The sequence below is a fragment of the Pseudoxanthomonas sp. Root65 genome, assembly GCF_001427635.1.
Classification (GTDB): domain Bacteria; phylum Pseudomonadota; class Gammaproteobacteria; order Xanthomonadales; family Xanthomonadaceae; genus Pseudoxanthomonas_A.
Genome location: NZ_LMHA01000002.1, coordinates 385,486 through 408,866, shown reverse-complemented (window position 1 = coordinate 408,866; position 23,381 = coordinate 385,486). Strand labels below are relative to the sequence as shown.

Below are 23,381 nucleotides of genomic sequence, written 5' to 3'. Positions count from 1 at the left end.
ATGGCGCCGACCCTGGCCCGGCGTTTCGCACGTCTGGGGCGCCCACGCCGGCCGGAGTCGCTGCCGGTCGCGCTCGATCGCAGGCGCATCTACGTGCTGCCCACGCGGTTCGGCCTGTTCTTCGCCGCGCTGGTGTCCGCCATGATGCTGGGCGCGCTGAACTACAACAACAATCCGGCGCTGTTGCTGGCGTTGTTGCTCGGCGCGACGGCCATGGCCAGCCTGATCTTCGCGCATCTGCAACTGGCCGGTCTGCGCGTGGAGGCGTTGTCCGCGGATCCGGTGCCGCTCGGGGAACCGCTGCGGCTGCACGTCGCCATTGCATCGCGCGACGCGCGCGTGCGCCATGGCCTGCGCGTGGACGCCGGCAACGAACACGCCTTCGTCCTGCTGCCGGCCGCCGAAGGGATCGTGGTCGACCTGGCGCTGCCGACCCACCGGCGTGGCTGGTACGACCTGGACCGCGTGCGGTTGTCGACCACCCAGCCGCTCGGCCTCGCCCGGGCGTGGGCATGGGTGTGGCCCGACGCGCCCCTGCTGGTCTATCCCGCCATGGAAGTGCAGGGTCCGCCGCTTCCGCACGCCGACAGCGCAGGCACCCGGGCACGACTGGACCCCGCCGGCGAGGACGTCCACCAGTTGCGCAACTACCGCGCCGGCGATGCGCGCCGCGCCATCGCCTGGAAACCGTCCGCGCGCCGCAACCAGTTGCTGGTACGCGATTACGAACAACCGCTGGGCCGCGACGTGGAACTGGACTGGGAAGCGCTGCCGACGCTCCCGCACGAACGGCGGATCCAGCGACTCGCGCACTGGGTGGACTCCGCCGAACGCGAAGGACTCCGCTACCGGCTGCGGCTGCCCGGCCACCCTGCGCTGGGGCCAGCGAACGGCCCTGCGCATCGCCACCTCTGCCTGCGCGCCCTGGCGCTGCTTCCGCATGAAACCCACTGACGTCCCCACCCTGGACAGCCTCAGTCGCCGCTGGACACTGGCGGCGGCCGGCGCCTGCCTGCTGCCGCTGCTGATCCAGTTGCCGCCGGTGCTGGCGTTCGGCATCGGTGCCACGGGCGTGGTGCTGGCCGTCGCATCGTGGCGCCGTCCCCTGCCCGGCCTGTTGCGCGCGTTGATGGCGCTGGCGCTGGTCGCGGCGGTGATGTCGGTGACCGGCATGCAGTTCGGTCGCGACACCGGCTGCGCCCTCCTCGCCGGCATGCTCGCGATCAAGCCGACGGAGACCCGCACGCTGCGCGACAACCGTAGCCTGCTCGGCTTCGCCCTGTTCGCGCCCTTCGCCGCCTTCCTGCTCGACCAGGGCCCGCTGAGCATGGCGCTGGGCCTGGCCAGTGTGCTGGGTGCCCTGGTTGCGCTGCATCGGCTCGCCGATGCCGAGGCGGTATCGCTGGCGGGCGTGGCGCGCCCGCTGCAGCAGGCGCGGGAGATCGGCAAGCTGGTCGCCATCGGCGTGCCGCTGGTGCTGGCGGCGTTCTGGCTGTTCCCGCGCTTCCCGTCGCCGCTGTGGGGCGTGCCGGAACGGGCCCTGTCGAAGCCCGGCCTCAGCGACGACATGTCGCCCGGCAGCTATCTCGACCTCGTCGCCGATGAGTCGCCGGCATTGCGCGTGCAGTTCTTCGGTGCCACGCCGCCCACCAGCCAGATGTACTGGCGCGGCCCGGTGCTGACGGATTTCGATGGCCGTACCTGGACGCGCCGCGCCGCTTCACCCGGCATGCCGCCACCCGCGACGACCCGCGCTGCGGTGAGCTGGGACTACCAGATGGACGTGGAACCCAGCGACCGCCGCGACCTGGTGGCGCTGGACCTGCCCACCGCGACGCCCGACGGCGCGTGGATGGCGCGCGACTACAGCATGGCGACGCCCGCGCCGCTCAGCTCGCTGACGCGCTGGCGCCTGCAGTCCTCGCGCCCGACGCAGTTCGAAGCGGACCTGCCGGCATGGCGACGTGCCCAGGCCCTGCAGCTGCCCGCGGGCTTCAATCCGCGCACGCGTGCGCTGGGCACGCAATGGCGTCGCGAGGCCGGCGGCAACGATGCGGCGATCGTCGCGCGCGCCCTGCAATGGATCCGCGCCGACTTCGCCTACACGCTGGACACGCCGTTTCCCGGCCGCGACACGGTCGACGAGTTCCTCTTCGACCAGCAGCAGGGGTTCTGCGAGCACTTCAGCTCGTCCTTCGTGTTCCTGATGCGCGCCGCGGGCGTCCCCGCGCGCGTGGTCACCGGCTATACCGGCGGCACCTACAACCCGCTCGGTCGCTACTGGGTGGTGCGCAACATGGATGCGCATGCGTGGGCGGAAGTGTGGATGCCGCAACGCGGCTGGGTGCGCGTGGACCCGACCGCGGCGGTCGCACCGGAAAACATCTACGACACGCTGGAAGATCGCCTGGGCGCCGGCGGCGCGGTGGGCGCCATGGCCGGCCTGATCGGGGCCGAGAACCTGGGCCAGGTGGGCGACTGGCTGCGTCGCGGCTGGAACGACCTGGTGCTGGGCTTCGACGCCCGACGCCAGTCGCGCCTGCTCGAGCGTTTCGGTGCCAAGCAGCTCGGCGGCGGCGCTCTGACGGCGCTGTTCGGCCTGTTCGCCATGGCGGCGCTGGTCTGGATGGGCTGGCTGCTGGCACGCGGTGAACGGGAGCGCGACCCGCTGCTTCGCGCCTGGCATCGTCTCGGTGCGCGTTATGCCCGGCACGGTCTGGGCCGCGAGCCGCACGAGAGCCCGGCCGACTGGGCGCGCCGGGCCTCCGCGGGACGTCCGCAGGCCGCGCAGGCACTGGCGTCGCTCAGCCGCCGTTTCGCCGATGCACGCTACGCTCCGAATGAGGGAGACCACCGCGCACTGATCGAAGACCTGCGCCGGCACCGCCCATAACCCGCTGGAGACTGGCCATGAACCTTCGTTTCGCCGTCGTCATTGCAGCCACCGCGCTGCTTTCCGCCTGCGCCACCGCGCCTGCGCCGCTGCAGGGCAGCTTCACCCAGGTCAATCCACGCGACTCGGTGGGTGCCCCCCAGGTCGGCGCGCCGGTGCGCTGGGGTGGCCGCATCATCAGCACGGCACCGGGACAGAATTCCACCTGCTTCCAGCTCGTGTCGCGGCCGCTCAATGCGACCGGCCGGCCGATGGCCACGGCGCCGGATGCCACCGACGGGCGCTTCATCGCCTGCCGCGCCGGTTTCTACGACCCTGCGGTGTTCGCCGAAGGACGCGAAGTGACCTTCGTCGGCAAGATCGAGGGCTACGAAAGCACCCGCATCGGCGAGTACGACTACCAGTTGCCGCGCGTCGCGGCCGATGTGGTCTACCTGTGGCCGGAAGTACGCGAAGTCGAGGTGGTCCGTCCCTATCCATACTACGACCCCTTCTGGGGTCCGCGCTGGGGCCGCTGGGGCTGGTGGTAAGTCCACGGCGTGATGAACGAAAAAAGCCGCTCGATGAGCGGCTTTTTTCTTGTCTGGTTGTCAGCCCGGTGTGCCGAAGCGACCCAGCGGCGCACCGGCCAGCAAATGCAGATGGATATGGAACACGGTCTGCCCGGCATCCTCGCGGCAGTTCATGACGATGCGGTAGCCGTCCTGCTCGAACCCTTCGCTGCGCGCGTAATGCGCGGCGGCCAGCGCCAGCTTGCCGATCAGGTGCGCCTGCTCCGGGCGCACGTCGTCGAGCGTGGGGATCGCCTCGTTCTTCGGGATGAAGAGCACATGCACCGGCGCTTGCGGGGCGATGTCCTTGAAGCCGAGGACCTCGTCGTCTTCATAGACGATGGTGGCCGGGATCTCGCGGCGGATGATCTTGGCGAAGATGGTGTCGGTCATGTGGCGGGATTCGGGATTCGGGATTCGGGAGCATAGCGCCTGCCGTGGCCGCGGATGGCCGGGGTGCGGCCACGCGTCTCCGGCTCAGGATCAGCGCCTTCAGGCCATTTCGCTGCGGCCACCGAAGGCATGCGCCAGCGTGCCGCGGTCCACGTACTCCAGTTCGCCGCCCAGCGGCACGCCATGCGCCAGCCGGCTGGGGCGTACGCCCTGCTGGCGCGCCAGCTGCGCCAGGTAGTGCGCGGTGGCCTCGCCTTCGACGGTGGGGTTGGTGGCGATGATCAGTTCGGTCACTTCGCCCTGCGCGAGTCGTGCCGACAGCGCCTCGAGCCCCAGTTCGCGCGGGCCGATGCCGTCCAGCGGCGACAGCCGTCCGTGCAGGACGAAGTACACGCCGCGGTAGCCGGTGGCCTGTTCGATCGCCAGGCGGTCGGACGGCGACTCCACGATGCACAGCTGGTGACGGTCACGGCTGCCACTGGCGCACAGCGCGCAGATCTCGCTCTCAGTGAAATCGCGGCACTGCGCGCAGTGGCCGATGTGCTCCAGCGCCTCGGCCAGCACCGCAGCCAGGCGCTTGCCGCCGTCCCGCTCGCGGTCGAGCAGGTGGTAAGCCATGCGTTGCGCGGTCTTCTGGCCGACACCGGGCAGGACGCGCAGCGCCTCGATGAGCTGTTCGAGCAGCGGACTGGACATGGTGGTCCGGAAACCGTGGGCGGACGCGCCGCCGTCATCCGGTTCCCGCCGGCATCAGAACGGCATCTTCATGCCCGGCGGCAGCGGCATGCCGGCCGTGGCCGCACCCATGCGCGACTTCGATTCCGCGTCGACCTTGTTGGACGCGTCGTTGAACGCGGCCGCGATCAGGTCTTCCAGCATCTCCGCATCGGACAGCAGCGAAGGATCGATGCGGATCTTGCGGCATTCCTTGGCGCCGGTCAGGGTCACGCTGACCATGCCGCCACCGGCGTTGCCGGTCACTTCCAGCTTGGCGAGTTCTTCCTGGGCGCGCTGCAGGTTCTCCTGCATCTTCTGCGCCTGCTGCATCAGTTGGGCGATGTTTCCACGCATGTCGTGATCACTCTTCGTAAGGTCGGATGGAGTCCGGCACGAGCCTGGCGCCATGCTGCTGCATCAGCTGCCGCACGTCCGGATGGTTCATGAAGGTCTCCTCGGCCTCGCTCTGGCGCTCGTCGCGCTGCCGGTGGCTGCGCTCCTTCAGCGTCTCGGCGTCGGAGGTGGTCGCGGCGAAGGCAAGCCGCGGTGCCACGCCGTAGCGGCTGGCGATGGCCTCGCCCAGTTCGCCCAGGGTGCGCTCGGAGCGCAGGTAGTCGAAGCCGCTGTCCAGCGCCAGCGTCAGGGTGCCGTTCGCGTAGCCGGCGAAGGCGACGTTGTCGACCAGTTGCTTGCCCACGCCCTTGAGCCCGCAGGTACCGGCGAAATGCAGCCAGGTCTCAGCATCGGTGATGCCGATGTCGACCGGCATCGTGCTCGACGCCACCGGGGCGGCAACGGGCGCGGCCACCACCGCCGGTTCGGCAGGACGCCAGGGCGGCACGTCGTCGACCGCGACGCGCGACGGCGCGGGACGTTCTTCGCGCGCCATCTGCTGCGGCGGCATCACCGGTTCCGCTGCCGCCACCTTCGCCTGCACCGGCACGGGCGTGCTGGCGGCAGACGGCGCAGCCATCGACGCCGAAGCCGGTACGTCGGTGGCAGGCGACGGGCGCGCTTCGCCGCGCATCTCGCCGGCCTGCGCCGGGCGGAACGCCAGCATCCGCAGCACGCTCATCTCGAAACCGGCGCGTCCGCTGGGCGCCAGGTGCAGGTCGCGCCGGCCATTGATCGCCATCTGGTACCAGAGCTGCACCACTTCCGGCCGCAGCTGTCCGGCGAAGGCGTCGACATCGACCCCTTCCGCGTCCACATCGGCCGACGGCACCAGCTGACGCACCTGGATGCGATGTAGGGCTTCGGCCACTGCGTCGAGCACGCCAGCCCAGTCGGGCGAGAACTCGGCCAGCCGCGCTACCACCTGCAGCAGCGCCTCGCCGTCGCCCTGTGCCAGCGCCGCCAGCATGGCGCTGACCTGGGTGCGGTCCACCGTCCCCAGCATGGTGCGCACGCCGTCCTCGCGCAGGGCGCCACCGGCATAGGCGATGGCCTGGTCGAGCAGCGACAGGCCGTCGCGCAGCGAGCCATCGGCCGCGCGCGCGAGTTGGGCGATGGCGGCGGTATCGGCCTCGATCGCCTCGGCGGCGAGGATCTTGGTCATCTGCCCCCGGATCTGTTCCTCGTCCAGCCGCTTGAGGTTGAACTGCAGGCAGCGCGACAGCACGGTGACCGGCAGCTTCTGCGGGTCGGTGGTGGCGAGCAGGAACTTGACGTGTTCCGGCGGCTCTTCCAGCGTCTTCAGCAGCGCATTGAACGCCGCCTTCGACAGCATGTGCACTTCGTCGATCAGGTAGACCTTGAACTTGCCGCGCGAGGGCATGTACTGCGCGTTCTCGATCACCTCGCGCACGTCGTCCACACCGGTGTTCGATGCGGCGTCGATCTCCAGCAGGTCGATGTAGCGGCCGGCATCGATATCGAGGCAGGCCGGGCACTGGCCGCAGGGATCGGCGCTGGTACCCTTCTCGCAGTTCAGCGACTTGGCGAAGATGCGGGCGATCGTGGTCTTGCCCACGCCGCGCGTGCCGGTGAACAGGAAGGCATGGTGCACGCGGCCGCTGTCCAGCGCATTGGTCAGCGCGCGGACCACGTGCTCCTGGCCCACCAGCTCGGCAAAACGCTTGGGACGCCACTTGCGGGCGAGGACGAGGTAGGACATGCCGACATTGTGCCACGCCCCGCCCGTCGTCCCTCCGGCCGGCACGTACCCATCGGCTTCGCTTGTGGCCGCCCCCCTGCGAAGGCTAGAATCCACGACCCTGAAAGCAGCCCCGGCCGCGTTCAGGTCCCGGAGAGGTGTCCGAGTGGTTGAAGGAGCACGCCTGGAAAGTGTGTAAGCGTCTAAACCGCGCTTCGGGGGTTCGAATCCCCCTCTCTCCGCCAGATCACGCAAACCCCTGACTCGTCAGGGGTTTTTCGTTTCTGGCCCCGGAAGGATGCAGGACACAAATCGGGACACATCTCCCGATGCGCATTCCCCATCATTTGGTTCGATCTCCGTCTGGCCTCTGGTCGTTCCGTCAGCGCGTTCCCACGGATCTCCAGGACCTAGTTGGCCGCCGGCTGCTCAAGCGCACCCTGCGCACGAATGACTTGTCCGAGGCCCGGCTACGCGCGCTGGTGTTGGCGTCCCGCTATGCTCAAGCCTTCTCAACGCTGAGGGATCGGCGGATGGACAAGCTGGGGAAGAAAGAAGCCGATGAGCTGATCGCCCGACTGACGCAAGCGGAGGGCTTGAAGGACCTTACGCTCCATCGGACACGAGCTCCTGACGGGACCGTCAGTGAGCGCTGGCAGATCGACTCGGACGAGGACCTGCGCCTCTTTCAGCAAGCCCAACGTCAGTCGAACGACCCCTTGCTGGATGCGGTCAACTCTCCCCTGTCACCGCGCGACTTCTCAGCGGCCAGGGCGAAGATCACCCCCATCACCCTGGCGGACGCTCGGGACGGGTGGCTGGCCAGCTTGCAGGGCAGCACGCTGCCTAAGACTCTCGTGATTAAGAAGACCGCCGTGGAGGCCCTGGTCCGCTTCCTGGGAAGCAAGACCAAGCTGCACACAGTCACTCGGACGGATCTCGCTCGCTGGTATCAGCACATGCGGGATGAGGGGGCCTCTACCCCTACGCTGACCAACAAGCAGAGCTACGTAGGCGGCAAAGGTGGCTTCTTTGAATGGGCCCAGGCTTCCGGCTACTACCCGAAAGGCGACAACCCCGCTGCGGGTCATGTCAGCTACTCCATCCGGGAGAAAAGGGCCCGAAAGAAGTTCGGGTTTAAGGCCTATGACGCACACCAAGTCCAAGCCCTGTTCGCCCCGGCGGCCTTCGAGGCCTTGGCGCTGTCTGCCCGCTGGGCTGCGGTCATCGGCCTTTACACGGGGGCCAGGGCGTCCGAAGTGGGTCAACTCTTGGTCGCGGACGTCATCGAAGAGGACGGCCTGCTCTGCATCAAGGTGTCAGACGACGGCGAGCACCAGAAGGTAAAGACTGAGGTCAGCCTGCGAACCGTGCCCGTGCATCCGGACTTGCTGTCACTGGGCTTCCGGGAGTGGGTCGATGGGCTGCGGGCAGCCGGTGCTGAACGTCTGTTTCCGGCCGCGAGGGCGGATGCCAAGAACGGGCAAGGCAATTGGATCACCAAAGCCTTCGGCCGCCACCTGGAACTGGTGGGAAAGAACTGGCCCGCAGGCAAGCGAGGCTTCCACTCGCTGAGAAAGACGGTCATCCAATCGCTTCAGGGGGCGGGCGTGCCATCCGAACTGCGCGCTCAACTCGTGGGACACGAACTCGACGACGAGCACCACTCGACTTATAGCCGCGATTTCACCGTGCGCGAAAAGCTTCATGGCCCCGGCCCCACGACTCCAGGACTTGATGCGCTGAACTTTGGATTGAATCTTCCCGCACTCGCTCAACTGTTGCTCGACACCGCACCGAAGCCGCGTGCTGGACGCAAGCGCTTGGTAAATAGTTGAACCTGCGGACTAAAGAGAAAAAGTGTGAAAAAGTTCCGGAGCACAAGCTTGCGCAAATCGTAAATGCTGTTTGGCTACGAGTCCCTACCCTGCAGCAGGACTGCCCATGCCAGACGCACAAATCCGCATCGCCGCTCAACTCTTGAGTGGAAGCCTCCACCGAGTAAGGAGCCTCAGCGCCGACGAGCGATCTGAAGACCTTCGACTCGCACTTGAACTGGCAGAGGAGCTTCTTCGGCAACGCGGGCACGGCGTTCCGACTTTCGAGAACTCACCGCCCACGTCCGAACTCGGTCCCAAGCTGACAGCAACGAAAGAGCGCCTCATTGAACGCGAACCGCTTGCGCCCCTGGACACACTCCTCGCCAATCGGCGTGGGCGAGCGCTAGAGACTGCTGAGAAGCCAGGCCGCAAAGGACCCACGGTCCACTGAGATCGCTGCGCCCTCCCCCGTAACAACGCCCCCCCATTGCGGGGCGTTGTCCTTCTAATGCAGACGAGGCGAACGTAGAGGCTGCGCCGTCTCGCCCGCCTTGAGCTTGGAGGTGTCGACGGGCCCGAACGCAGGCGCGAGGGCATCGGACTGGATGGGGTAGCTCTTCAGCATCTGCCCGCTCCACTCCTCCACCGCTTCTACAGCGCTCACCAGCCGCTGTTCGCACGCGGCTTCGGCCTCGGGTGACCGGGCCTCCCTGGCGGCCTTCAGCGCCGCCAAGCGCTGCTCAATGGCGGCCAGCCGGCGGCCGCGCCGTCTTGCCCATTCCTTTTCATTACCATCCGCCGGCTTCGGGTTGGATTCGACGAACTCTTCCAGAGCGTGCTCCGCGCGGTGAAGCAACTTCAACGCGTGGCGCTCGGCGAGCTGCCGCCGCTTCCATTCCGTCGCCCACCGTTTCAGGGTCCTGAGCCGCTTCACGAGTTCCCGCAGGTCGGTGCGGAGGCGAGAATGGTCCGCGAACGCAGCCAGACGGCCCGCATGGTCTTCCAGGAAACGCCGGGTGTTCTTGAGCAGATCGATGACCGCCGCCAATGCGTCATCAAGCCACAGTTGGACTGCTTCACCAAAAAGGTCTTGTGTCGAAGGGCCAGGGCTTCGGGGAGGCACAGCGATCTGTCCGACGCTCAGCCCCGTGATCCCTTGGACTCCGCGCATCTGTCCGCCTCCCGGCAGCGTCATGTCGACACCACGGCGGTTTGTTTTCTGCCGATCCCAGCGGGCTTGTTCCGGGCCATGGCCATCTGTCGGCGCCATCGCTCGGCCCTCCCGCTCAAAGGTCTCGAGGAGCTTCTCAAACTGCTCGTCGTTCTCTCCATGGATTGCCGCATTGCGTTCAGCACGCTCGGAGTCTTCTCCCCGGCGGGCCAATGCGGATGCGTTCTTGCCGACGTGTTGGGTGGGCCGGCGGCTCAAGAGCGCAGCGGATACCACGTCGCCTCGGGCCACGGCGGCTGCGGCTTGGGCTTCAAGGCTTCGGTGATCCACCTGGGCATCTACCTGCGCAGCAGCGAGGTGGGCATTGGTCACGCGAGCGACCATCTCTCTAACCCACTCGACCTCCGCCCTCCCCGCCGGCCCGCCGTCCAGTTCCCTGGTCTTGTCCGCCAACCCACCGGCATCGAGTCGGCGGGTGGTGGCGAGAATGTGTAAGTGCCAGTTCAAGCCGCCTTTGGCGTCCGGCGAGTGGAGGCTCGCCTGAGCGGCAAACTGGTAACGGTCGACGAGGGCGCGGGTGATCTCCGCAGCCAGCGCCGAGCGTTGGTCGTCGCTGAGCTCGTGAGGTAACGCGAGCTCAAACTCCCTAGCCACGGTCGCGTCTTTGCGTCTCTCTGCTTGCTCCGCAGCGGACCAAAGCTGTGCCGGAACCATCGACCAGTCCGGGGCATCGGTCGGAACCACGCAGCGCGTTTCCACGACGCCGCCGCGCCGGCGGTAGTCGTGCCGCGCTCCCGTCTTCTCGTCGACGAGCAACAGGCCCGCGCCATAGGCCGCTGCGGCGACGGAAGAGTGGCCTTTTGCTCGGCTAAAGGTTTTGACGCGGGCGTGGTAGATGGCCATGGGAGCTCCTGCTTGTGCTCCGCTCTTTATGCCTTGGGCTCAGATTTTCGCAAGCCGCTCGCGGCTTGGGGTTCAAGGGGCGTAGCCCTTTGCGCACGCATTCCGTAGGAATGCCTAAGTGCGCTCTTGCTTATTCTTCTTATGCCCTGCTTCTCAGATCAGGGCGATTCCACGACCGTCGAATTTTCGACGGGGATCGAAACTTGACGAGCCGCTTTTCCCTGATTGAATCAATGCCAGGACCAAGGGAGAGACGCATGACCGCACCGAATCGCTATCAAGACCAAATCAAACGTGCCACGGAACGGCTAGCCCAACTGCAAGCGAAGGAGCTTCTAGCAAACCAGCGACGCGACGCAAAGGCTCAGGAAGTAGCTAAGCGGGAGGAAATGAAGCGACGGCAACGCGTGGCCGAACTAGTATTCTTAGCCGGCGCCCACGCATTGGACGATGAGGAAATTGTGGGCGCACTGTTAGAGCACACTGCTCGTAGGAACGACGAGAGCATTCGCGAACACATTCACGCGACTGGCTCCGAGCAACTCAAACGTCACTGAACCAAGCCTCGGACCGCCGGCTTCTCAGCCCCGTTTAGGCCGCCGTCTCGACAAAGGCAGCACACCACAAAGAAATGTGATGCAATCAGCCCTGAGGGCAGGCCGGCGTCATGGTGGAATGAAAACTTGACGGCGTTGCCTCCAACACCATAAACCGGATACCAACGAGGGAAGGATGATGTCCAGGGATGCGGCGGTGTCGGCGATTAAGAGCGGGCTGTGCCTTGAGCTCCGCTACGATGGTTTCTCACGTCTGGTAGAGGTCCATGCCGTGGGAACGAGCAAAACCGGTCAGCTTTGCATGCGCGTCTACCAAGTGAGCGGCGGGTCCATAAGCGGCGAAAGATCCGGCTGGAAAATGATGCTCATAGATAAAAGCTTCTCCGCGCATCTTTCTACGACCCGGTCTGAGGCACCAAGACCTGGCTACAGGAAAAGAGACCGGGACATGCTAACAATCTATTGCGAGCTCTAGCCCGACAACTCACTGCCGCCAAGAATAAACGATCTCATACGGACTGGGAGGCATTGCTCTATGCAGCTACTGAGAGCACGCATCAAGAACTTCCGCTCTTTGCGTGATGTGTCCATTGACTTCGAGGCTCACACCGCACTGATCGGCGGCAATGGCGCGGGTAAGTCAAGCATCCTCAAGGCTCTTGAAAAGTTTTACTCGACCAGCAAAGCGCTCGACCAAGATGACTACTTCGGCCGCGACATCACTCTACCCGTAGAGATTGAGCTGACCTTCGGGGCGTTAAGTGCCGTGGAGCAAGAGACCTTTGAAAGCAGGGTTCGTGATGGAACCTTGACGGTATCGAGAGTTTTCGACGGGACGGCATCCTCGGGTCGCTACTACGGGTCGACTCTTCAAAATCCAGACTTCTCTGCCATACGTGCCATCGGTGGTGCAACTGAAAAGCGAGCTGCCTACAAAACACTCAAAGAAGAGAACGCCGCTTACGCAGAGCTTCCCAATGTCACGAGTGCTGGGCAAATTGAAGGATGTCTACAGGAGTGGGAACTAGCCCATCCGGATTCGCTGGCCCTACTGAGGGACGACGGCCAGTTTTTCGGATTTCAGAACGCGGGACGTGGGGCGCTACAGCGCCATACAAGTTTTGTCTTCGTTCCAGCGGTTAGGGAGGCTTCGCTTGATGCCGCCGATGGAAAATCCAGCGCCATCGGGCGACTACTCGAGATCGTTGTTCGCAGCGCAATTCTCCAGCGTAAGGATGTGCAGACTTTTCAAGAGGAGGTTACGGCTCGTTATCGCGCCCTGGTCGCGCCTGCAAACATGCCCGAGCTCGGAGAACTCGCGAACCGCTTAACCGTCGACCTAAAAAGCCTATATCGGGACGCTGCTGTGGGTCTTACCTGGCGGGACGTGGCGGATATCGCAGTGCCCCTGCCTGCCGCAGACGTTTCATTGAGTGACGAAGGTTTCGGCGGCCCTGTTGATCGCCAAGGTCACGGGCTACAGCGTGCATTTGTTTTCACGCTCTTGCAGCATTTGGCGAAGACCAGTCATCAGCCTCCGGCGACCGAAGGAGAGACTACGGAGGAAGCAGCCCAAACGCCCCCACCAGCGGCTCCAAGCCTAATCTTGGCCATTGAGGAGCCGGAGCTATACCAGCATCCGACCAAACAGCGCCACCTAGCGAGCGTCCTAAGAGGCTTGAGCACCGGAAGTCTGCCTGGCGCAACGGGGCCAACCCAGATCACTTTTGGCTCGCACTCACCCATGTTCGTTGCGATGGAACGAGCCAACGAGGTGCGGCTTGCTCGACGGTTGAAGTCGACCGATAGCAAGTTCAAGCATGCACATCTGACTTCGTTGAGCCTTGCCAACGTTGCTGCGCGCCTAGAAAAAGCGAACAACAAGGCGCCAGGAACTTGGACCGCAGCAACCCTTACCCCCAGACTGCACATTCTCGGGACGGAACTCTCAGAAGGGTTCTTTGCTAACGGCGTTGTTTTGGTCGAGGGCAGAAGCGACCGATCTGCGCTTCAAGCATGTGCGCGGCTGCTCGGCCTCGACTTCCATGCGGCGGGCATCGCCATCCTTCCCGTCGAGGGTAAGCTTAACCTTGATCGGCCCTACGCAGTGTTCACGGAGCTAGAGATTCCAACTTTTTTAGTATGGGACTGCGATCTGAACAAGAAAGAGCCAGCAGCAAATACCGCGCTCCTTCATTTGGCAGATACCCACGCCAAGTATGACGAACCGCTCTCCACCTGCATAGCCAAAAACTATGCTTATTTTGAAGACACACTTGAATCAACACTTATTCTAGAGCTAGGAAAAGACCTGCACGCGCTGTGCCTAGCAGAAGCGTGCGAACCATTTGGCTTAACGCCAAGCAGAGATACCCACAAAATACCGGAGGTCATGCATCGCGTGCTTGCCTGTGCGAAAGACAAGGGAACAAGCTCGTCCACGTTGGAAGCCCTTGTCAATGCGATATGGCTTCATCTTGTGCCAGCTGCACCAAGCGCGCATACAGATTTTTAAACTACCAGCCGCCTAAGTGGTAACGCAAACTAGCAACACTCATCAGAACGCCCCATCTTACGAGTGCGAGCCATGACTGAATCGGACAGCAATCAACGTATCACCATCACGTGGATTTCCACTCCAACGCTTCCCGAAACTGCGGCCAAGAAGCACGTCATCATTCTCCCAGTATTGAGCAGCCTAGAATCCGGCAGACATTCATACGCATCCACCGCCATTTCTTTAAAGAAATATGCCGAAGCAAAGGCAGAGATCGACTCTCTTACGCCGATAGATGATCTCTATGAACAACGATCTTCGACTATCTACTTGCCCCCAATACTGTTCGTTGCCCAAGCCTTAATCGAGAACCAGGAACTCATAAGGACTACACTTGACATCATCAGCGCATTCCTTAGGAACTCTGGAAAATCCGAGAGCGCACCCGTGGAGTTGTCCTGCGTGGTAGAAGAGAAAAAAGGGGCGCGCAGTGTCCAGCTGGACTATAAAGGACCTGTCAGCGGGCTATCAGCCATTGAGCCCGCCCTAAAAGAGGCGGTGCGTCGTGGAAAGTGAATTTTTTGGTTCACCTCCCTTCATCTCTCAAAGCGTTCTGGAAAAGTGCATTTCCTTCTTAGAGTCGGCAGGTCAGCTAAACCTTATCGTCCGCTCAAGCAAGCTCCAAGGAGCCAAGATCAAAGAGATAGATAAGTTCATCGCGGAGCTTAAGGCCTTCAAACGTTGGGCCATTGACCATGAAGTAGAGCGCCTAGCTAACGACCTCTTTCACTTCCAGTGCTTCATCAGAAGTATCCAATCCTCCTTGGAGACTTGGCTCAACATAAAAAATAATGAGCCGGAGAGCGCTTGGCACTCTCTTATGGATGCTATTGACTACAAAGACATAGCCCTAAGGATTCAAGATTACGAAGGAATCCGGAAACACGAAGCGCTGCTCATCGGCGCGAAGCGACTGCTCTTTCCTGAAAAAATGATCTTCAACAGCCCCGCATTCCGCTCGACAATAGGCACCTGCTCGATCTGCGGCGCCCCATTTCAGTCTTGCGACCACATTGAAGACTTCATATATTCAGGAAGGCTCTGCCGCAGGATCAACATTTCGATCCTCGAAGCAAATCACTCGGCGATTGTGGAAAATCCTCGCGACCCCCGCTGCATCATGACCGAGCGTTCCGATGAGGATGGAAATATGATTAACATGCTCTCGCTCGAGTTGACTGGGGAGAAACTCGGGAAGACTGATAACGCGATGCATGTAAAGGGAATTATCCTTGCAACCAAGGCGTTAGACGTCGAGTAGACACTTGGTCCGATCAAAACTAACAACACGCCCCATTATTAGTTAAGCTAGAGCTCGGACGGCCACGGGCCATACCGCGCTCCAAGGCGAAGCCGGACGCTGCCGCGGTCACCTGCGAACCGTCCCATTCGGCTCCTCTGGCCGAACACGCGAAGAAGACAGCGCACTCACGAAGGTGGCCGGCTAAGGAGTGGCTTCACCAAGCACTTGAACGAGGCCCATGACCCGCAGCATGGCCACGATTTCCAGCTGCCTCTCGGCAACCCACTGTGGGCGGGTCGCCACTTCGCTCTCTGGCACCCGCTTGCCAGCCAGTTCCACAGTTTCCAGGGAAGCGTGGAGGGCCATCGACGTGATGAAGCCCAACAGATCCACGACCTCGCCCGGTGGGATGTCGATGGTTCCAGAGCGGCGAATCAAGGACTGATACCCGTGATGGACGTAACCATGCATGGTCTTTTGCGACTGTTCCCATGTATCCAAAAGATCCGTGTGGCGTTGCTCCCCAGAACGCTGAATCACCTTGCGGATGATCTTCTCTGGGGTTGCCGTGTCGTGGCCCTTCTGGAAGTGAGCCAGTTCCTGATCATTCGCCCACTGCAGCCATAGTCCACGCACAAACGCCTCGAACGAAGGGCGCATCAATGCAGTCGCAGAACCAAGCAGCCCATGTTTGACGAGGAGCGTAGCCGAGGCTTGGTGCTCATGAACCACCGCGAAGGCCACAACCGCCATGTGGTCGGGCTCCGGTGCGTGCAGAACCACCCCGTGTAGGTTGTCTTCGATCCAACGCCGCACATGCTCGGCCCACTCCAGCGCCTCTTGAACTCTCTGGTCCTGAAGCCAAACCGGCCACACATCGGATGCTGCTCCTCCCTCAGGCATCGCCCATCTCCAAGTGAGTCAGAAAGCGTGCCGAGCCAACATCTGGTTGACCCGGCGGCACACATGGTCGACATGATCACCAGCAAACGCCATCTAGAACTCCCCTTCAACAGGGGCGGACGCAGAGAGCTCGGGAAGCCCGGCTCTCAGGGCACCGATAAGTTCCATTAGCTGGTCAAGGCTGGTCATGGGCCTATATTGACACCGCCCACCTTGGGGCGCGATAACACCCCTGCCGCGTGGGAACTTACCACCGGTGTATTGCCTGCTTAGCTCAAGGCAACAGGTGCCCGAAGCGTTCTCGCCTAGAGACGTCGGGGAGCTATTTCCTGTCTTTTCCTGAGACTACGCATGCCCAAACTCCAACGTTTGAGAACCGACGCTTTCCACGCCCAAAAGGGCCGTTGCTGCTACTGCGGCCTGCCCATGTGGAACGCCTCACCCGATGAGCTGGAACCCTTCGGCCTGACTGCCCGCACGGCCTATCCGCTGCGCTGCACCGCCGAACATCTAGTGGCCCAACAAGACGGCGGCAAGGACGTGGCCGGCAACATCGCCGCTGCCTGCTGGCTATGCAACTCACGCCGGCACAAACGGAAGTCCCCGCCCACCCCGGAGGCCTATCGGGCCTCCGTGCAAAGACGCCTAGCGAGGGGAAAGTGGCACCCTCCTGGGTTGGCCAAGTTGCGCGTCAAATCTCGTAGGGCACCCCCGCCCAAGGGATGACGCCCACCCCTTAAAGACACGTCCTAGGACCGCGAGGGTCTGCACATGGCGGCGGGGCCAACTAAGGATCAGTGGCGATGAGCACCTATACCCCTCGATCGTCGCGCCCCAGGACGCCGCTAAGAGCCAAGCCCCCTACTCCTAGGATAGAGACAGACGAATGGCGTTTACCGACCGTACAGATCTTCCCTAACAACTTTCGATCTTCAAGTTAGCTTGTTTCGTTAAACAGTACAGAAATGACTCCGCGGATCAGTGTGTGGCTGCCGAATTAACTTGTTGAATCGCAAAAGAACTAGCCCTGACTAAAGCCCGGAATTTTTCTGCGCATCAATCGCATAAGTTTCGGCGGATTGGCAACGCCTAAGGCTATCCACAAAGTCGCGGTCTTTTATTGACGAATTCGGCTGGCGTTTTATGACTACTTCCATTGGAACAATGGAAGCAGCAGCAATGACACACCCCACCTCGAAGGCCCTCGAGCACTACCTCACCCAGCCAGGCGACACATTGCGGATGCTCAATGTCCGCATCGGCAGCTTTCGTGTCGAGGAACTGGTCATCACGGGCCGAGAAGCTGCTATCCACGCCCAAGAGATCCTCAACGCTGCCCACGAGAGAACCCGGCGCTCGCGAGTGATCAAGAACGGCACCCGCTATCTCGAACCTCTGCCCGTCGGCACCCCGGCACGTCTGCTCTCTGTTGAGATCGCCGACTACCTGAGGGACCGCGATAACCGCGGCTTGGCACGAGACACGGTGGACGCCACGGCCCGCACGCTGGCGCTCCTCCAGATGGCCTGCGGGGATGTGCCTGTTTCCCGCATCGACCACGCTCACATCTATCGTCTCTGGGACCTGATGCGGTGGTCTCCGCCTCTTCTACTGTCCGACCCGCTGTATCGCAACTTCACTTTCGAGCAAGCCGTGGCTCGAGGGAAAGAACTGTGCGTGGAGCCGCCCTCCCCCGGCACGTTCGAGAAGCACCGGCGCTTCTTGTCCACCTTCTTCAAAAGATTGGCCAAAACCAAAGCCATCCCGGCGTCGCCCATGGATGCATTTGACGAGATCAAAAAGGATCTGGTGACTGACCCCAACAAGCCGGAGCGCTTGTTCGACGAGGCCGATCTCCAACGCATCTTCGCTCCAGAGACCTACGTTCCGTGGGCGATGAAGTATCCACACCGTTGGTGGCTGCCCATGATCGGGCTCTACACCGGCGTCCGAATCAACGAGGCCGCGCAACTGAAGCTGACGGACGTTATCCAGGAAAGTGGCGTCTGGTGCATCCGCATCCAGAAGACCGTTGATCCGGACTTGGCCCACAGGAACCGGGGACGGAGCCGGCAAAGCGTGAAGGGAAAGGCTGCCATCCGGACCCTTCCTGTCCCGCAACCCCTTCTGGACGCCGGCTTTCTAGATTTCTTGGCAGACATACGCCAGTGCGGCCACCCGCGCCTGTTCCCCCACCTCTCGGCCGGCATCAACAAGAAGACTGGCGAAACCAACGCCCGATACAGCCAGGCTGCGCTGAACCAATTCAGCGCTTACATGAAAGCATTAGGATTTCCGAAAGGCGTTGGCTTCCATGCTTTCCGCCACACCATTGCCACTGAGTTGCACCATCAGGGCGTGTCCGACGAAGACATCGCCCTGGTCACAGGCCATTCGCTCAGCAAAAGGGTGCCCGTCTTACACGAGGCCTACTTCCACAAGAAGCCTGCATTGGCGAGGACAAAGCAGATCAAAGTCTTGGCTGCTTACCGTCCACCCGTAGAACTGCCCGTCTATCGGCGGGGACAGTTTTCCAAGGAACTGAGTGACCCCACGAAGTTCTACCCATGAGAGAGTGTTACCAATCCATGAAGCTAAGAATGTTATCCCTTCTCACCAGCGCTACCTGCTTTCCAAGTAGATCGAGCCAGTGCGCGTCTCGTTCTTGCTGAGCGCCGGCGCCTTCCCACTCCACCACGCGCACGGCCGCTGGCGCTCGAGAGCGCAGCAGCGCGTTGAGGTGGCGATCGCAGCCAGAGTAGCCGAACAGCACGACCTCTTCAGATTCAGCTAAAGCCTTGGCAAGGTGATCCCAATACGCGGTTAGAAGTGGGGACGCGGATATGACCGTTTCCTTATGCTTCACGTGGGTAAGCACGATGTGGGATCCGACGACTTCATCATCCTCATCTAGCTCGCCCTGGCGGAGCTTGAAGATACTCCCATCGCGGTCCACAAAGAGCGGCGATCCGTGAAGGTGCATGTAGTAGCCGAATGTTCGCCCCCACTTACGCTCAAGATTCTCTTCAGAGAAGCCCGCGTTTGTCAGCCCATCGACCAAAGCTCCTGCATATCCATTGAGGACATAGGCTTCAATCATGGGCTGATAGAGCAGGTTGTCGTAGTTCAGTGTGGCGATATGGGACTTGGTCTCATGGATGAACTGAGCCAAGGGTTGCGTGAATTCAACAGGCAGCCCATTCTCCCGCTGATGAAAGAGCAGCGCAGTCCGATAAAGGAATTTTCTTACTGCGTTCGGGAACTGCCGGCCATGCTCACTCAGCCAATGGATGTCTTGGCGCCCTACCCGCCCCAGGAAATCGCAGGCGGATACAACGAGTTGAAGGTTGTCTAGATCATCTTCACCGTGAGGCCTGTCGACATTTCCATCTTCAACAAGGCAACTCCGGATCAGATCCTTAGCCCCCTCGTCCAGCGCGCCCTCTCCATCCCAGACTCGTCCGATAGCGTTATCGAGCGAGAAGAACTCCTGGTCGAGGGCCATACCGAGCCCATTTCCGAATATCAGCGTCTTCCTTGGCATGAGTTCGCCTCGTCTACAGTCGAAGGATCATCCTTTTTTCGGCCCTTCGGGCAGCTTCTTGAGCAGCGCGAGCGCCTCTTTTTGCTTGGAGGCCGACAGCTGGGATACCACAAGGATGATCTCTGCCAACACGTCTGACGTGGCGTGGAAATAAGCTAGGGGCAGGCCGAGCGCTTTCGCCAGCGCCTCCGCGGTAGCCGGATCCGGATCATGTGTTCCGGTTTCGTAGCGGCTCACGCGGGTGGCCCCGGACACGGTGTCCACCATGCCAATACGCTTAGCCAGGTCAGCTTGCGTCCAGCCCTTGGCAAGCCGCGCACTTCGAAGGCGCTTGCCATAGACCGTTGCCGGCGTTTTGGGTTGGGGCATGACGAAAATTGCACGGCAGCTGAATTCCCCTAAGTGTGCCGGTTGGACACCGTCTTCACATCTGCGATTATCGTAAATGCCGACGGCTCGTCGGTCTACAGGGGCCACACAAATGAAGCACGCAGGACACGGAGCCCTCGCGCTCTTGGCACTGGCACTGGCCAGCTTTTCCGCCCTCGCTCAGGACCAACCCGAGAAGAAGCCCAGCTTCTTCCGGCAACTCGGCGACAGCCTGAAAGACGCAGGCGAGCGCATGGTCGGGGCCAAGCCCCGCTCCGGCACCCGTGCCCAGACCGGCGCGCCCTACACCCACATCGGTGGGGCGGGTCGCATCAATGGGCTCTACAAGAACGAGGATCACCAGCAAGCCCAACTCGGTCGCCTGGACTGGCCCCGTGTCGCTTTGACCTACAAGGAGTGGGGTGCGTCCCTGCCCTGCTGGACCGTGGAAGCCCGGATCTGGTCCAGCGCTACCGCGTCCACCACGGAAACCTTCAAAGCCTGTGCGGACGCCCCTCTGACCATCCGGGACGACCTCGGCGAGGAAGCAGAGCTCAACGACAACGCCCGCACGAAAGCCACCAGCGATCTCATGGTCGGTCTGCGGGTGCGCCCTGGGAAGCCCAACACGGGGGACCAGCGGACGACCGGGCCGAATCCTCCCAGGGAGCCATTCAATGTCGTTACGTCCCGCGATGGCGTTGCCGAGCAGGCCCGGAAGGTCGCCTTGAGCGTGGCGTGGGTCTCCGGCTACCTGCGAGCCGAAGACCTTTACCCAGGCCCCTCGGGAATCCTCACGCCCTTCCGGGACACCCGTATGTGGATCGGCGGGTTCGACCCCAACGGCAACCGCGACAAGTAAGAGCTCATTCCCTGCACATTCTCAACAAGGACGAATTCATGACCATTCTTCGCAACACCGCCCTCGCCCTCTCTGCCGCCTTTGCGTTGACCGCCTGCGGCAGCAACCAGCCATCTGAAAGCGATGCCAAGAAAGCCATCACAGCAAAGTTCGAAGGGGCCATGGGCAGCGCCGTCCAGGTCACGGAATACCGCGACTTCGCCTTGAGTGGCTGCCGACAATCGGAGACGGCGGACGGAGTCGTCTGCGACGTGGGCGGCTCCATCGTGCTGGATATTGCCGGAACGTCCCAGGTTCGGCCGTTCACGGAGCCGGTCCGGTTCTCCAAGGCGTCGGGCACTTGGACGGCGCACAGGCCCTGAGCACCTATGACAACCACACGCTCATACGCGCACGTTGGCTGCGCGACGGTCTTGCTCGGCGGGGCCAGCCTGGTCTTCGCTGGTGGGGGCTTCGAGGCGATCCAGCAGGGATATTCCCTCGGCTGGCTCGCCATTGCGGGCGCGATGGGGCTGCTCTTGGTCCTCGGCTTCCTGTATTGGATCAGCCACCGTGCCTACCGGCGGCGGGACTGGATCGAACGACAGCCCTACTCCCACTTCGCGCAGCAGGGGCTAAAGCAGGGTGGGTTCTGGAAGGGCTTCTTCGTGACTTGGGCGACCGTGCTGGTCGCCCACCTTTTTGCCATTCTCGGCATGGGGTTTGCGCCAGCGCTTCCTTATCCCGAGCAAACCGGAGCGATCTTCAGTCTGGCGGTGTTAGCCTTGGTGCCGGCGCACGTGGTGGTGCCGCTGGTCGGGGGCACGGCTTACAGCTTGATCCGATCAACTGTTGCTCCTCGCTAGAACTGACAAGCAAAGCACGCTTGGATTGAGCTGAACTGCGCCAGCAAGTTTAGCGCTAGATTACTGCGCAAGAGTGCACTCGATTTTTATCGCGGCAAACGGCGGCGACGTCTTGCGGTTCGCCCATGACGGACTGGGGGCTTAAAAAAGACCACGGACATACTCATGATCTTGCAGCGCCTCGAACGAATCCATGGACTGTGATGTTCCAGTAGTCTTTCTTCTTCGGCAAAGAGTGGCCTTTACCATAAGCGTCCGTATAGGTGCTGGATGAGTTTCCAGGTTTGACATCGAAATGGCGTCCATCGGGGATTCGATAGGAAAGCTTCCAGCCTTCAGGAAACTCTGGAATCCCATGAGGTGCGCCCCCATCCGTCCAAATCCATCCGCGCCTATCAAGCCAAGGCGTTGCATCTGTGCCATCGACTCTTCTTCGATGCTCAGTGCTGAAGCGCTCGATCAATGAGCAAGCGGTCTCTAGGTGATCCATGTTATTGAAGCTGCGAGCGAGTCTCCAAATCTGGTCAAGGCTCCGTGCCGCAGCAAACTGCTCAGGCAACATGAGAGGCGATGAGAATTTAGTTGGCCGAATGTTCGCCTCCCAATAACTCTCCTCGCTCATCGCACCGTCAAGTGCGTTTAGAAGCCCCGCATACTCCTTGCGAGCAACTTGATTGACAAGATTTGCATCTATCCACCGGAAACGAAAGTGTGGAACGATCCTTCGAGCCACTTCATTTCGCTGCGAGTGCTCTGAAACGCCCAGTATGGGCGCGCCATTCAGTGACGCCGAGAGATCCAGTAGCTCGTCAATCTGATCTGCGCCAAGATTTGCGAGATTCTTTGAATTCCCTGGAAACAGCGTCCACGTCCACCTTGGATGCGTAGCCCTATGTTGATCCAGCGCCTCACGCAGCATGCGCTCGTAGGAACGTCTGTATCCGGCCAGTATCACCGACGGCATGGCAGTTATCGTTGCGCAATGAGCCGCAAAACGATGTCAAGAGGAACCATTATCCTCTTTAACTCGTCATCACTCAGTTGACCGACCAACCCCGAGAAATCCGACTGCGAGGCCATGGAAGCCGTCAATGTTGGGCGGGGGAGATTTCGCGGCTCGTTTGTGGTCACCCAGCTTGGTTGCCATTGCACTGCATTGGCGACCGACCACTCACGCAGCTTCGTCGCCAGAAAACGCAGTCGGTATAGATGCCACTGCCGAACAAGGCCAAACTCTTGGAGCGCTAGTGTAAAACTGCGCAGCGGCGAGTCCTTTTTCAGCGCTTCCACCAAAGCTATCTTTCCAGCAGATTGATCTTCTAATGACTCTGCGAAATCCCGCCTCAAACCAACCTCCTCACCCAAGGAGGTTGATGGCAGGAAGACTGAATCTTGTGGCGCTTCGCCGTCATCCGCTTGCAGCCATTTCACTCCATCATCTGCAGGCAGGTATACCGCTCTGCCATGCTCAGCAGAGTGAATAGTCGTGAGCGCCTTGAACAGATCTTGGCGCATCCGTGAGTAGTTCGTCGGTGAAGTGGCCACTGCAGCAGCGAACAGATCTGCACGATCCGCCGGCGCGACCAGCACGTCGGAACCTGGAACACGATGAACTATGAAATCTTTGTCGAAGCTCTCTACAAACGAGGAGAACTTGGTCATCTCAGGTGGGGGAAATTCAACACTCCAATCGGCGGCCACACGTGCCACCTCTTGGCGGAGCTTGGCGCCAGTCACGGGCCTTTGAGTGGACTCGATAACGTCCGTCAAAGCCTTCTTAATTATTGCCACCCATGCCGACATGATTCCTGACCCCAAAATGCGAAAAGGCGCACCGAACGGCGCGCCATTTCTAATACCACGGTTTCCTCAGCCGGACGATGGACTAGCCATACACTGGTTGGTCTAGAGCCGCGTGGACGACAGCTAGACGGCAGTGCACCAGGTGAGTTCACTTC

At 61.8% G+C, this 23,381-nt stretch carries 23 protein-coding genes and 1 tRNA gene; 14 read left to right on the top strand and 10 right to left on the bottom strand.

Annotation, left to right across the window (positions count from 1 at the left end; genetic code table 11):
- Genes ASD77_RS12445 through ASD77_RS12435 form a run of 3 tightly spaced genes read left to right on the top strand, consistent with a single transcriptional unit; the run spans position 1 to position 3,423 of the window.
- Complete coding sequence (locus tag ASD77_RS12445) at positions 1–954, top strand: DUF58 domain-containing protein (protein WP_055942099.1); 954 nt, start codon at positions 1–3, stop codon at positions 952–954.
- Complete coding sequence (locus tag ASD77_RS12440; RefSeq protein WP_055942094.1) at positions 941–2,893, top strand: DUF3488 and transglutaminase-like domain-containing protein; 1,953 nt, start codon at positions 941–943, stop codon at positions 2,891–2,893. The genes ASD77_RS12445 and ASD77_RS12440 overlap by 14 nt, the downstream gene beginning before the upstream one ends.
- Before the next feature lie 17 nt (positions 2,894–2,910).
- Entirely contained in the window at positions 2,911–3,423 is a 513-nt protein-coding gene (locus ASD77_RS12435) for a Slp family lipoprotein (protein ID WP_055942091.1), read from the top strand.
- A gap of 60 nt (positions 3,424–3,483) precedes the next feature.
- Here ASD77_RS12435 and ASD77_RS12430 read toward each other — a convergent pair whose 3' ends face one another.
- The 4 genes from ASD77_RS12430 to dnaX all read right to left on the bottom strand — a co-directional run bounded on the left by ASD77_RS12430 (position 3,484) and on the right by dnaX (position 6,670).
- Positions 3,484–3,837 (bottom strand): histidine triad nucleotide-binding protein, encoded by a 354-nt coding sequence (locus tag ASD77_RS12430; protein ID WP_055942087.1) that lies wholly within the window; start codon positions 3,835–3,837, stop codon positions 3,484–3,486.
- A 99-nt stretch (positions 3,838–3,936) separates the two neighbouring features.
- A complete protein-coding gene (gene recR, locus ASD77_RS12425) occupies positions 3,937–4,533 on the bottom strand; it encodes a recombination mediator RecR (protein WP_055942084.1) in 597 nt (198 codons plus the stop codon).
- A 54-nt stretch (positions 4,534–4,587) separates the two neighbouring features.
- A complete protein-coding gene (locus ASD77_RS12420; protein WP_055942081.1) occupies positions 4,588–4,908 on the bottom strand; it encodes a YbaB/EbfC family nucleoid-associated protein in 321 nt (106 codons plus the stop codon).
- A 7-nt stretch (positions 4,909–4,915) separates the two neighbouring features.
- Positions 4,916–6,670 (bottom strand): DNA polymerase III subunit gamma/tau, encoded by a 1,755-nt coding sequence (gene dnaX, locus ASD77_RS12415; RefSeq protein ID WP_055942078.1) that lies wholly within the window; start codon positions 6,668–6,670, stop codon positions 4,916–4,918.
- A gap of 131 nt (positions 6,671–6,801) precedes the next feature.
- On the opposite strand from dnaX, the gene ASD77_RS12410 reads away from it, so the two are divergent.
- Positions 6,802–6,894, top strand: a tRNA-Ser gene (locus ASD77_RS12410).
- Between the two features lie 84 nt (positions 6,895–6,978).
- Complete coding sequence (locus ASD77_RS12405) at positions 6,979–8,487, top strand: site-specific integrase (protein WP_055942076.1); 1,509 nt, start codon at positions 6,979–6,981, stop codon at positions 8,485–8,487.
- 487 nt (positions 8,488–8,974) lie between these two features.
- Here the strand turns inward: ASD77_RS12405 and ASD77_RS12400 are convergent, their stop codons facing one another.
- The gene (locus tag ASD77_RS12400) at positions 8,975–10,543 is read right to left on the bottom strand and encodes a MobA/MobL family protein (protein ID WP_055942073.1); all 1,569 of its coding nucleotides are present in this window, start codon (positions 10,541–10,543) and stop codon (positions 8,975–8,977) included.
- A gap of 257 nt (positions 10,544–10,800) precedes the next feature.
- On the opposite strand from ASD77_RS12400, the gene traD reads away from it, so the two are divergent.
- The 4 genes from traD (at position 10,801) to ASD77_RS12395 (ending at position 14,918) form a co-directional block, all read left to right on the top strand.
- Complete coding sequence (traD, locus tag ASD77_RS17795) at positions 10,801–11,100, top strand: conjugal transfer protein TraD (RefSeq protein ID WP_082563277.1); 300 nt, start codon at positions 10,801–10,803, stop codon at positions 11,098–11,100.
- A 535-nt stretch (positions 11,101–11,635) separates the two neighbouring features.
- Positions 11,636–13,615, top strand: coding sequence for an AAA family ATPase (locus ASD77_RS17785; protein ID WP_082563275.1), 1,980 nt, complete (start codon positions 11,636–11,638; stop codon positions 13,613–13,615).
- A gap of 72 nt (positions 13,616–13,687) precedes the next feature.
- Positions 13,688–14,173 carry a hypothetical protein gene (locus tag ASD77_RS18150; RefSeq protein WP_156383621.1) on the top strand — a complete coding sequence of 162 codons (486 nt, stop codon included), beginning with the start codon at positions 13,688–13,690 and terminating at the stop codon, positions 14,171–14,173.
- The gene (locus tag ASD77_RS12395; RefSeq protein ID WP_055942070.1) at positions 14,163–14,918 is read left to right on the top strand and encodes a hypothetical protein; all 756 of its coding nucleotides are present in this window, start codon (positions 14,163–14,165) and stop codon (positions 14,916–14,918) included. The genes ASD77_RS18150 and ASD77_RS12395 overlap by 11 nt, the downstream gene beginning before the upstream one ends.
- Before the next feature lie 183 nt (positions 14,919–15,101).
- On the opposite strand, the gene ASD77_RS12390 is transcribed toward ASD77_RS12395, so the two are convergent.
- Positions 15,102–15,653, bottom strand: coding sequence for a hypothetical protein (locus ASD77_RS12390; protein WP_156383620.1), 552 nt, complete (start codon positions 15,651–15,653; stop codon positions 15,102–15,104).
- A gap of 501 nt (positions 15,654–16,154) precedes the next feature.
- Between ASD77_RS12390 and ASD77_RS18635 the strand changes: the two genes are divergently transcribed.
- Positions 16,155–16,529 carry an HNH endonuclease gene (locus ASD77_RS18635; protein ID WP_082563274.1) on the top strand — a complete coding sequence of 125 codons (375 nt, stop codon included), beginning with the start codon at positions 16,155–16,157 and terminating at the stop codon, positions 16,527–16,529.
- Positions 16,530–16,982: 453 nt separating this feature from the next.
- Complete coding sequence (locus ASD77_RS12385; RefSeq protein WP_055942063.1) at positions 16,983–18,374, top strand: site-specific integrase; 1,392 nt, start codon at positions 16,983–16,985, stop codon at positions 18,372–18,374.
- A 7-nt stretch (positions 18,375–18,381) separates the two neighbouring features.
- Here ASD77_RS12385 and ASD77_RS12380 read toward each other — a convergent pair whose 3' ends face one another.
- Both ASD77_RS12380 and ASD77_RS12375 read right to left on the bottom strand, forming a co-directional pair.
- Positions 18,382–19,308, bottom strand: a complete 927-nt coding sequence (locus ASD77_RS12380) for an SIR2 family protein (protein WP_235578535.1) — start codon at positions 19,306–19,308, stop codon at positions 18,382–18,384.
- A gap of 66 nt (positions 19,309–19,374) precedes the next feature.
- Positions 19,375–19,716 (bottom strand): helix-turn-helix transcriptional regulator, encoded by a 342-nt coding sequence (locus ASD77_RS12375; protein WP_055942056.1) that lies wholly within the window; start codon positions 19,714–19,716, stop codon positions 19,375–19,377.
- A gap of 112 nt (positions 19,717–19,828) precedes the next feature.
- On the opposite strand from ASD77_RS12375, the gene ASD77_RS12370 reads away from it, so the two are divergent.
- The 3 genes from ASD77_RS12370 to ASD77_RS12360 are packed head-to-tail and all read left to right on the top strand — an operon-like array spanning position 19,829 to position 21,423.
- Complete coding sequence (locus ASD77_RS12370) at positions 19,829–20,578, top strand: hypothetical protein (protein ID WP_156383619.1); 750 nt, start codon at positions 19,829–19,831, stop codon at positions 20,576–20,578.
- 38 nt (positions 20,579–20,616) lie between these two features.
- A complete protein-coding gene (locus ASD77_RS12365; protein ID WP_055942049.1) occupies positions 20,617–20,940 on the top strand; it encodes a hypothetical protein in 324 nt (107 codons plus the stop codon).
- A 6-nt stretch (positions 20,941–20,946) separates the two neighbouring features.
- Complete coding sequence (locus tag ASD77_RS12360) at positions 20,947–21,423, top strand: hypothetical protein (protein ID WP_055942046.1); 477 nt, start codon at positions 20,947–20,949, stop codon at positions 21,421–21,423.
- A gap of 163 nt (positions 21,424–21,586) precedes the next feature.
- On the opposite strand, the gene ASD77_RS18145 is transcribed toward ASD77_RS12360, so the two are convergent.
- A complete protein-coding gene (locus ASD77_RS18145; RefSeq protein ID WP_156383618.1) occupies positions 21,587–22,387 on the bottom strand; it encodes a hypothetical protein in 801 nt (266 codons plus the stop codon).
- Positions 22,388–22,392: 5 nt separating this feature from the next.
- Positions 22,393–23,085 carry a hypothetical protein gene (locus tag ASD77_RS18140; RefSeq protein WP_156383617.1) on the bottom strand — a complete coding sequence of 231 codons (693 nt, stop codon included), beginning with the start codon at positions 23,083–23,085 and terminating at the stop codon, positions 22,393–22,395.
- Positions 23,086–23,381: the final 296 nt, after the last annotated feature.

Bases quoted from the DNA above. Each gene is read 5' to 3' on its own strand.
- ASD77_RS12445 (WP_055942099.1), top strand. From the start codon at position 1: ATGGCGCCGACCCTGGCCCGGCGTTTCGCACGTCTGGGGCGCCCACGC.
- ASD77_RS12440 (WP_055942094.1), top strand. From the start codon at position 941: ATGAAACCCACTGACGTCCCCACCCTGGACAGCCTCAGTCGCCGCTGG.
- ASD77_RS12435 (WP_055942091.1), top strand. From the start codon at position 2,911: ATGAACCTTCGTTTCGCCGTCGTCATTGCAGCCACCGCGCTGCTTTCC.
- ASD77_RS12430 (WP_055942087.1), bottom strand. From the start codon at position 3,837: ATGACCGACACCATCTTCGCCAAGATCATCCGCCGCGAGATCCCGGCC.
- recR (WP_055942084.1), bottom strand. From the start codon at position 4,533: ATGTCCAGTCCGCTGCTCGAACAGCTCATCGAGGCGCTGCGCGTCCTG.
- ASD77_RS12420 (WP_055942081.1), bottom strand. From the start codon at position 4,908: ATGCGTGGAAACATCGCCCAACTGATGCAGCAGGCGCAGAAGATGCAG.
- dnaX (WP_055942078.1), bottom strand. From the start codon at position 6,670: ATGTCCTACCTCGTCCTCGCCCGCAAGTGGCGTCCCAAGCGTTTTGCC.
- ASD77_RS12405 (WP_055942076.1), top strand. From the start codon at position 6,979: ATGCGCATTCCCCATCATTTGGTTCGATCTCCGTCTGGCCTCTGGTCG.
- ASD77_RS12400 (WP_055942073.1), bottom strand. From the start codon at position 10,543: ATGGCCATCTACCACGCCCGCGTCAAAACCTTTAGCCGAGCAAAAGGC.
- traD (WP_082563277.1), top strand. From the start codon at position 10,801: ATGACCGCACCGAATCGCTATCAAGACCAAATCAAACGTGCCACGGAA.
- ASD77_RS17785 (WP_082563275.1), top strand. From the start codon at position 11,636: ATGCAGCTACTGAGAGCACGCATCAAGAACTTCCGCTCTTTGCGTGAT.
- ASD77_RS18150 (WP_156383621.1), top strand. From the start codon at position 13,688: ATGACTGAATCGGACAGCAATCAACGTATCACCATCACGTGGATTTCC.
- ASD77_RS12390 (WP_156383620.1), bottom strand. From the start codon at position 15,653: ATGGCGGTTGTGGCCTTCGCGGTGGTTCATGAGCACCAAGCCTCGGCT.
- ASD77_RS18635 (WP_082563274.1), top strand. From the start codon at position 16,155: ATGCCCAAACTCCAACGTTTGAGAACCGACGCTTTCCACGCCCAAAAG.
- ASD77_RS12385 (WP_055942063.1), top strand. From the start codon at position 16,983: ATGACACACCCCACCTCGAAGGCCCTCGAGCACTACCTCACCCAGCCA.
- ASD77_RS12380 (WP_235578535.1), bottom strand. From the start codon at position 19,308: ATGGCCCTCGACCAGGAGTTCTTCTCGCTCGATAACGCTATCGGACGA.
- ASD77_RS12375 (WP_055942056.1), bottom strand. From the start codon at position 19,716: ATGCCCCAACCCAAAACGCCGGCAACGGTCTATGGCAAGCGCCTTCGA.
- ASD77_RS12370 (WP_156383619.1), top strand. From the start codon at position 19,829: ATGAAGCACGCAGGACACGGAGCCCTCGCGCTCTTGGCACTGGCACTG.
- ASD77_RS12365 (WP_055942049.1), top strand. From the start codon at position 20,617: ATGACCATTCTTCGCAACACCGCCCTCGCCCTCTCTGCCGCCTTTGCG.
- ASD77_RS12360 (WP_055942046.1), top strand. From the start codon at position 20,947: ATGACAACCACACGCTCATACGCGCACGTTGGCTGCGCGACGGTCTTG.
- ASD77_RS18145 (WP_156383618.1), bottom strand. From the start codon at position 22,387: ATGCCGTCGGTGATACTGGCCGGATACAGACGTTCCTACGAGCGCATG.
- ASD77_RS18140 (WP_156383617.1), bottom strand. From the start codon at position 23,085: ATGACCAAGTTCTCCTCGTTTGTAGAGAGCTTCGACAAAGATTTCATA.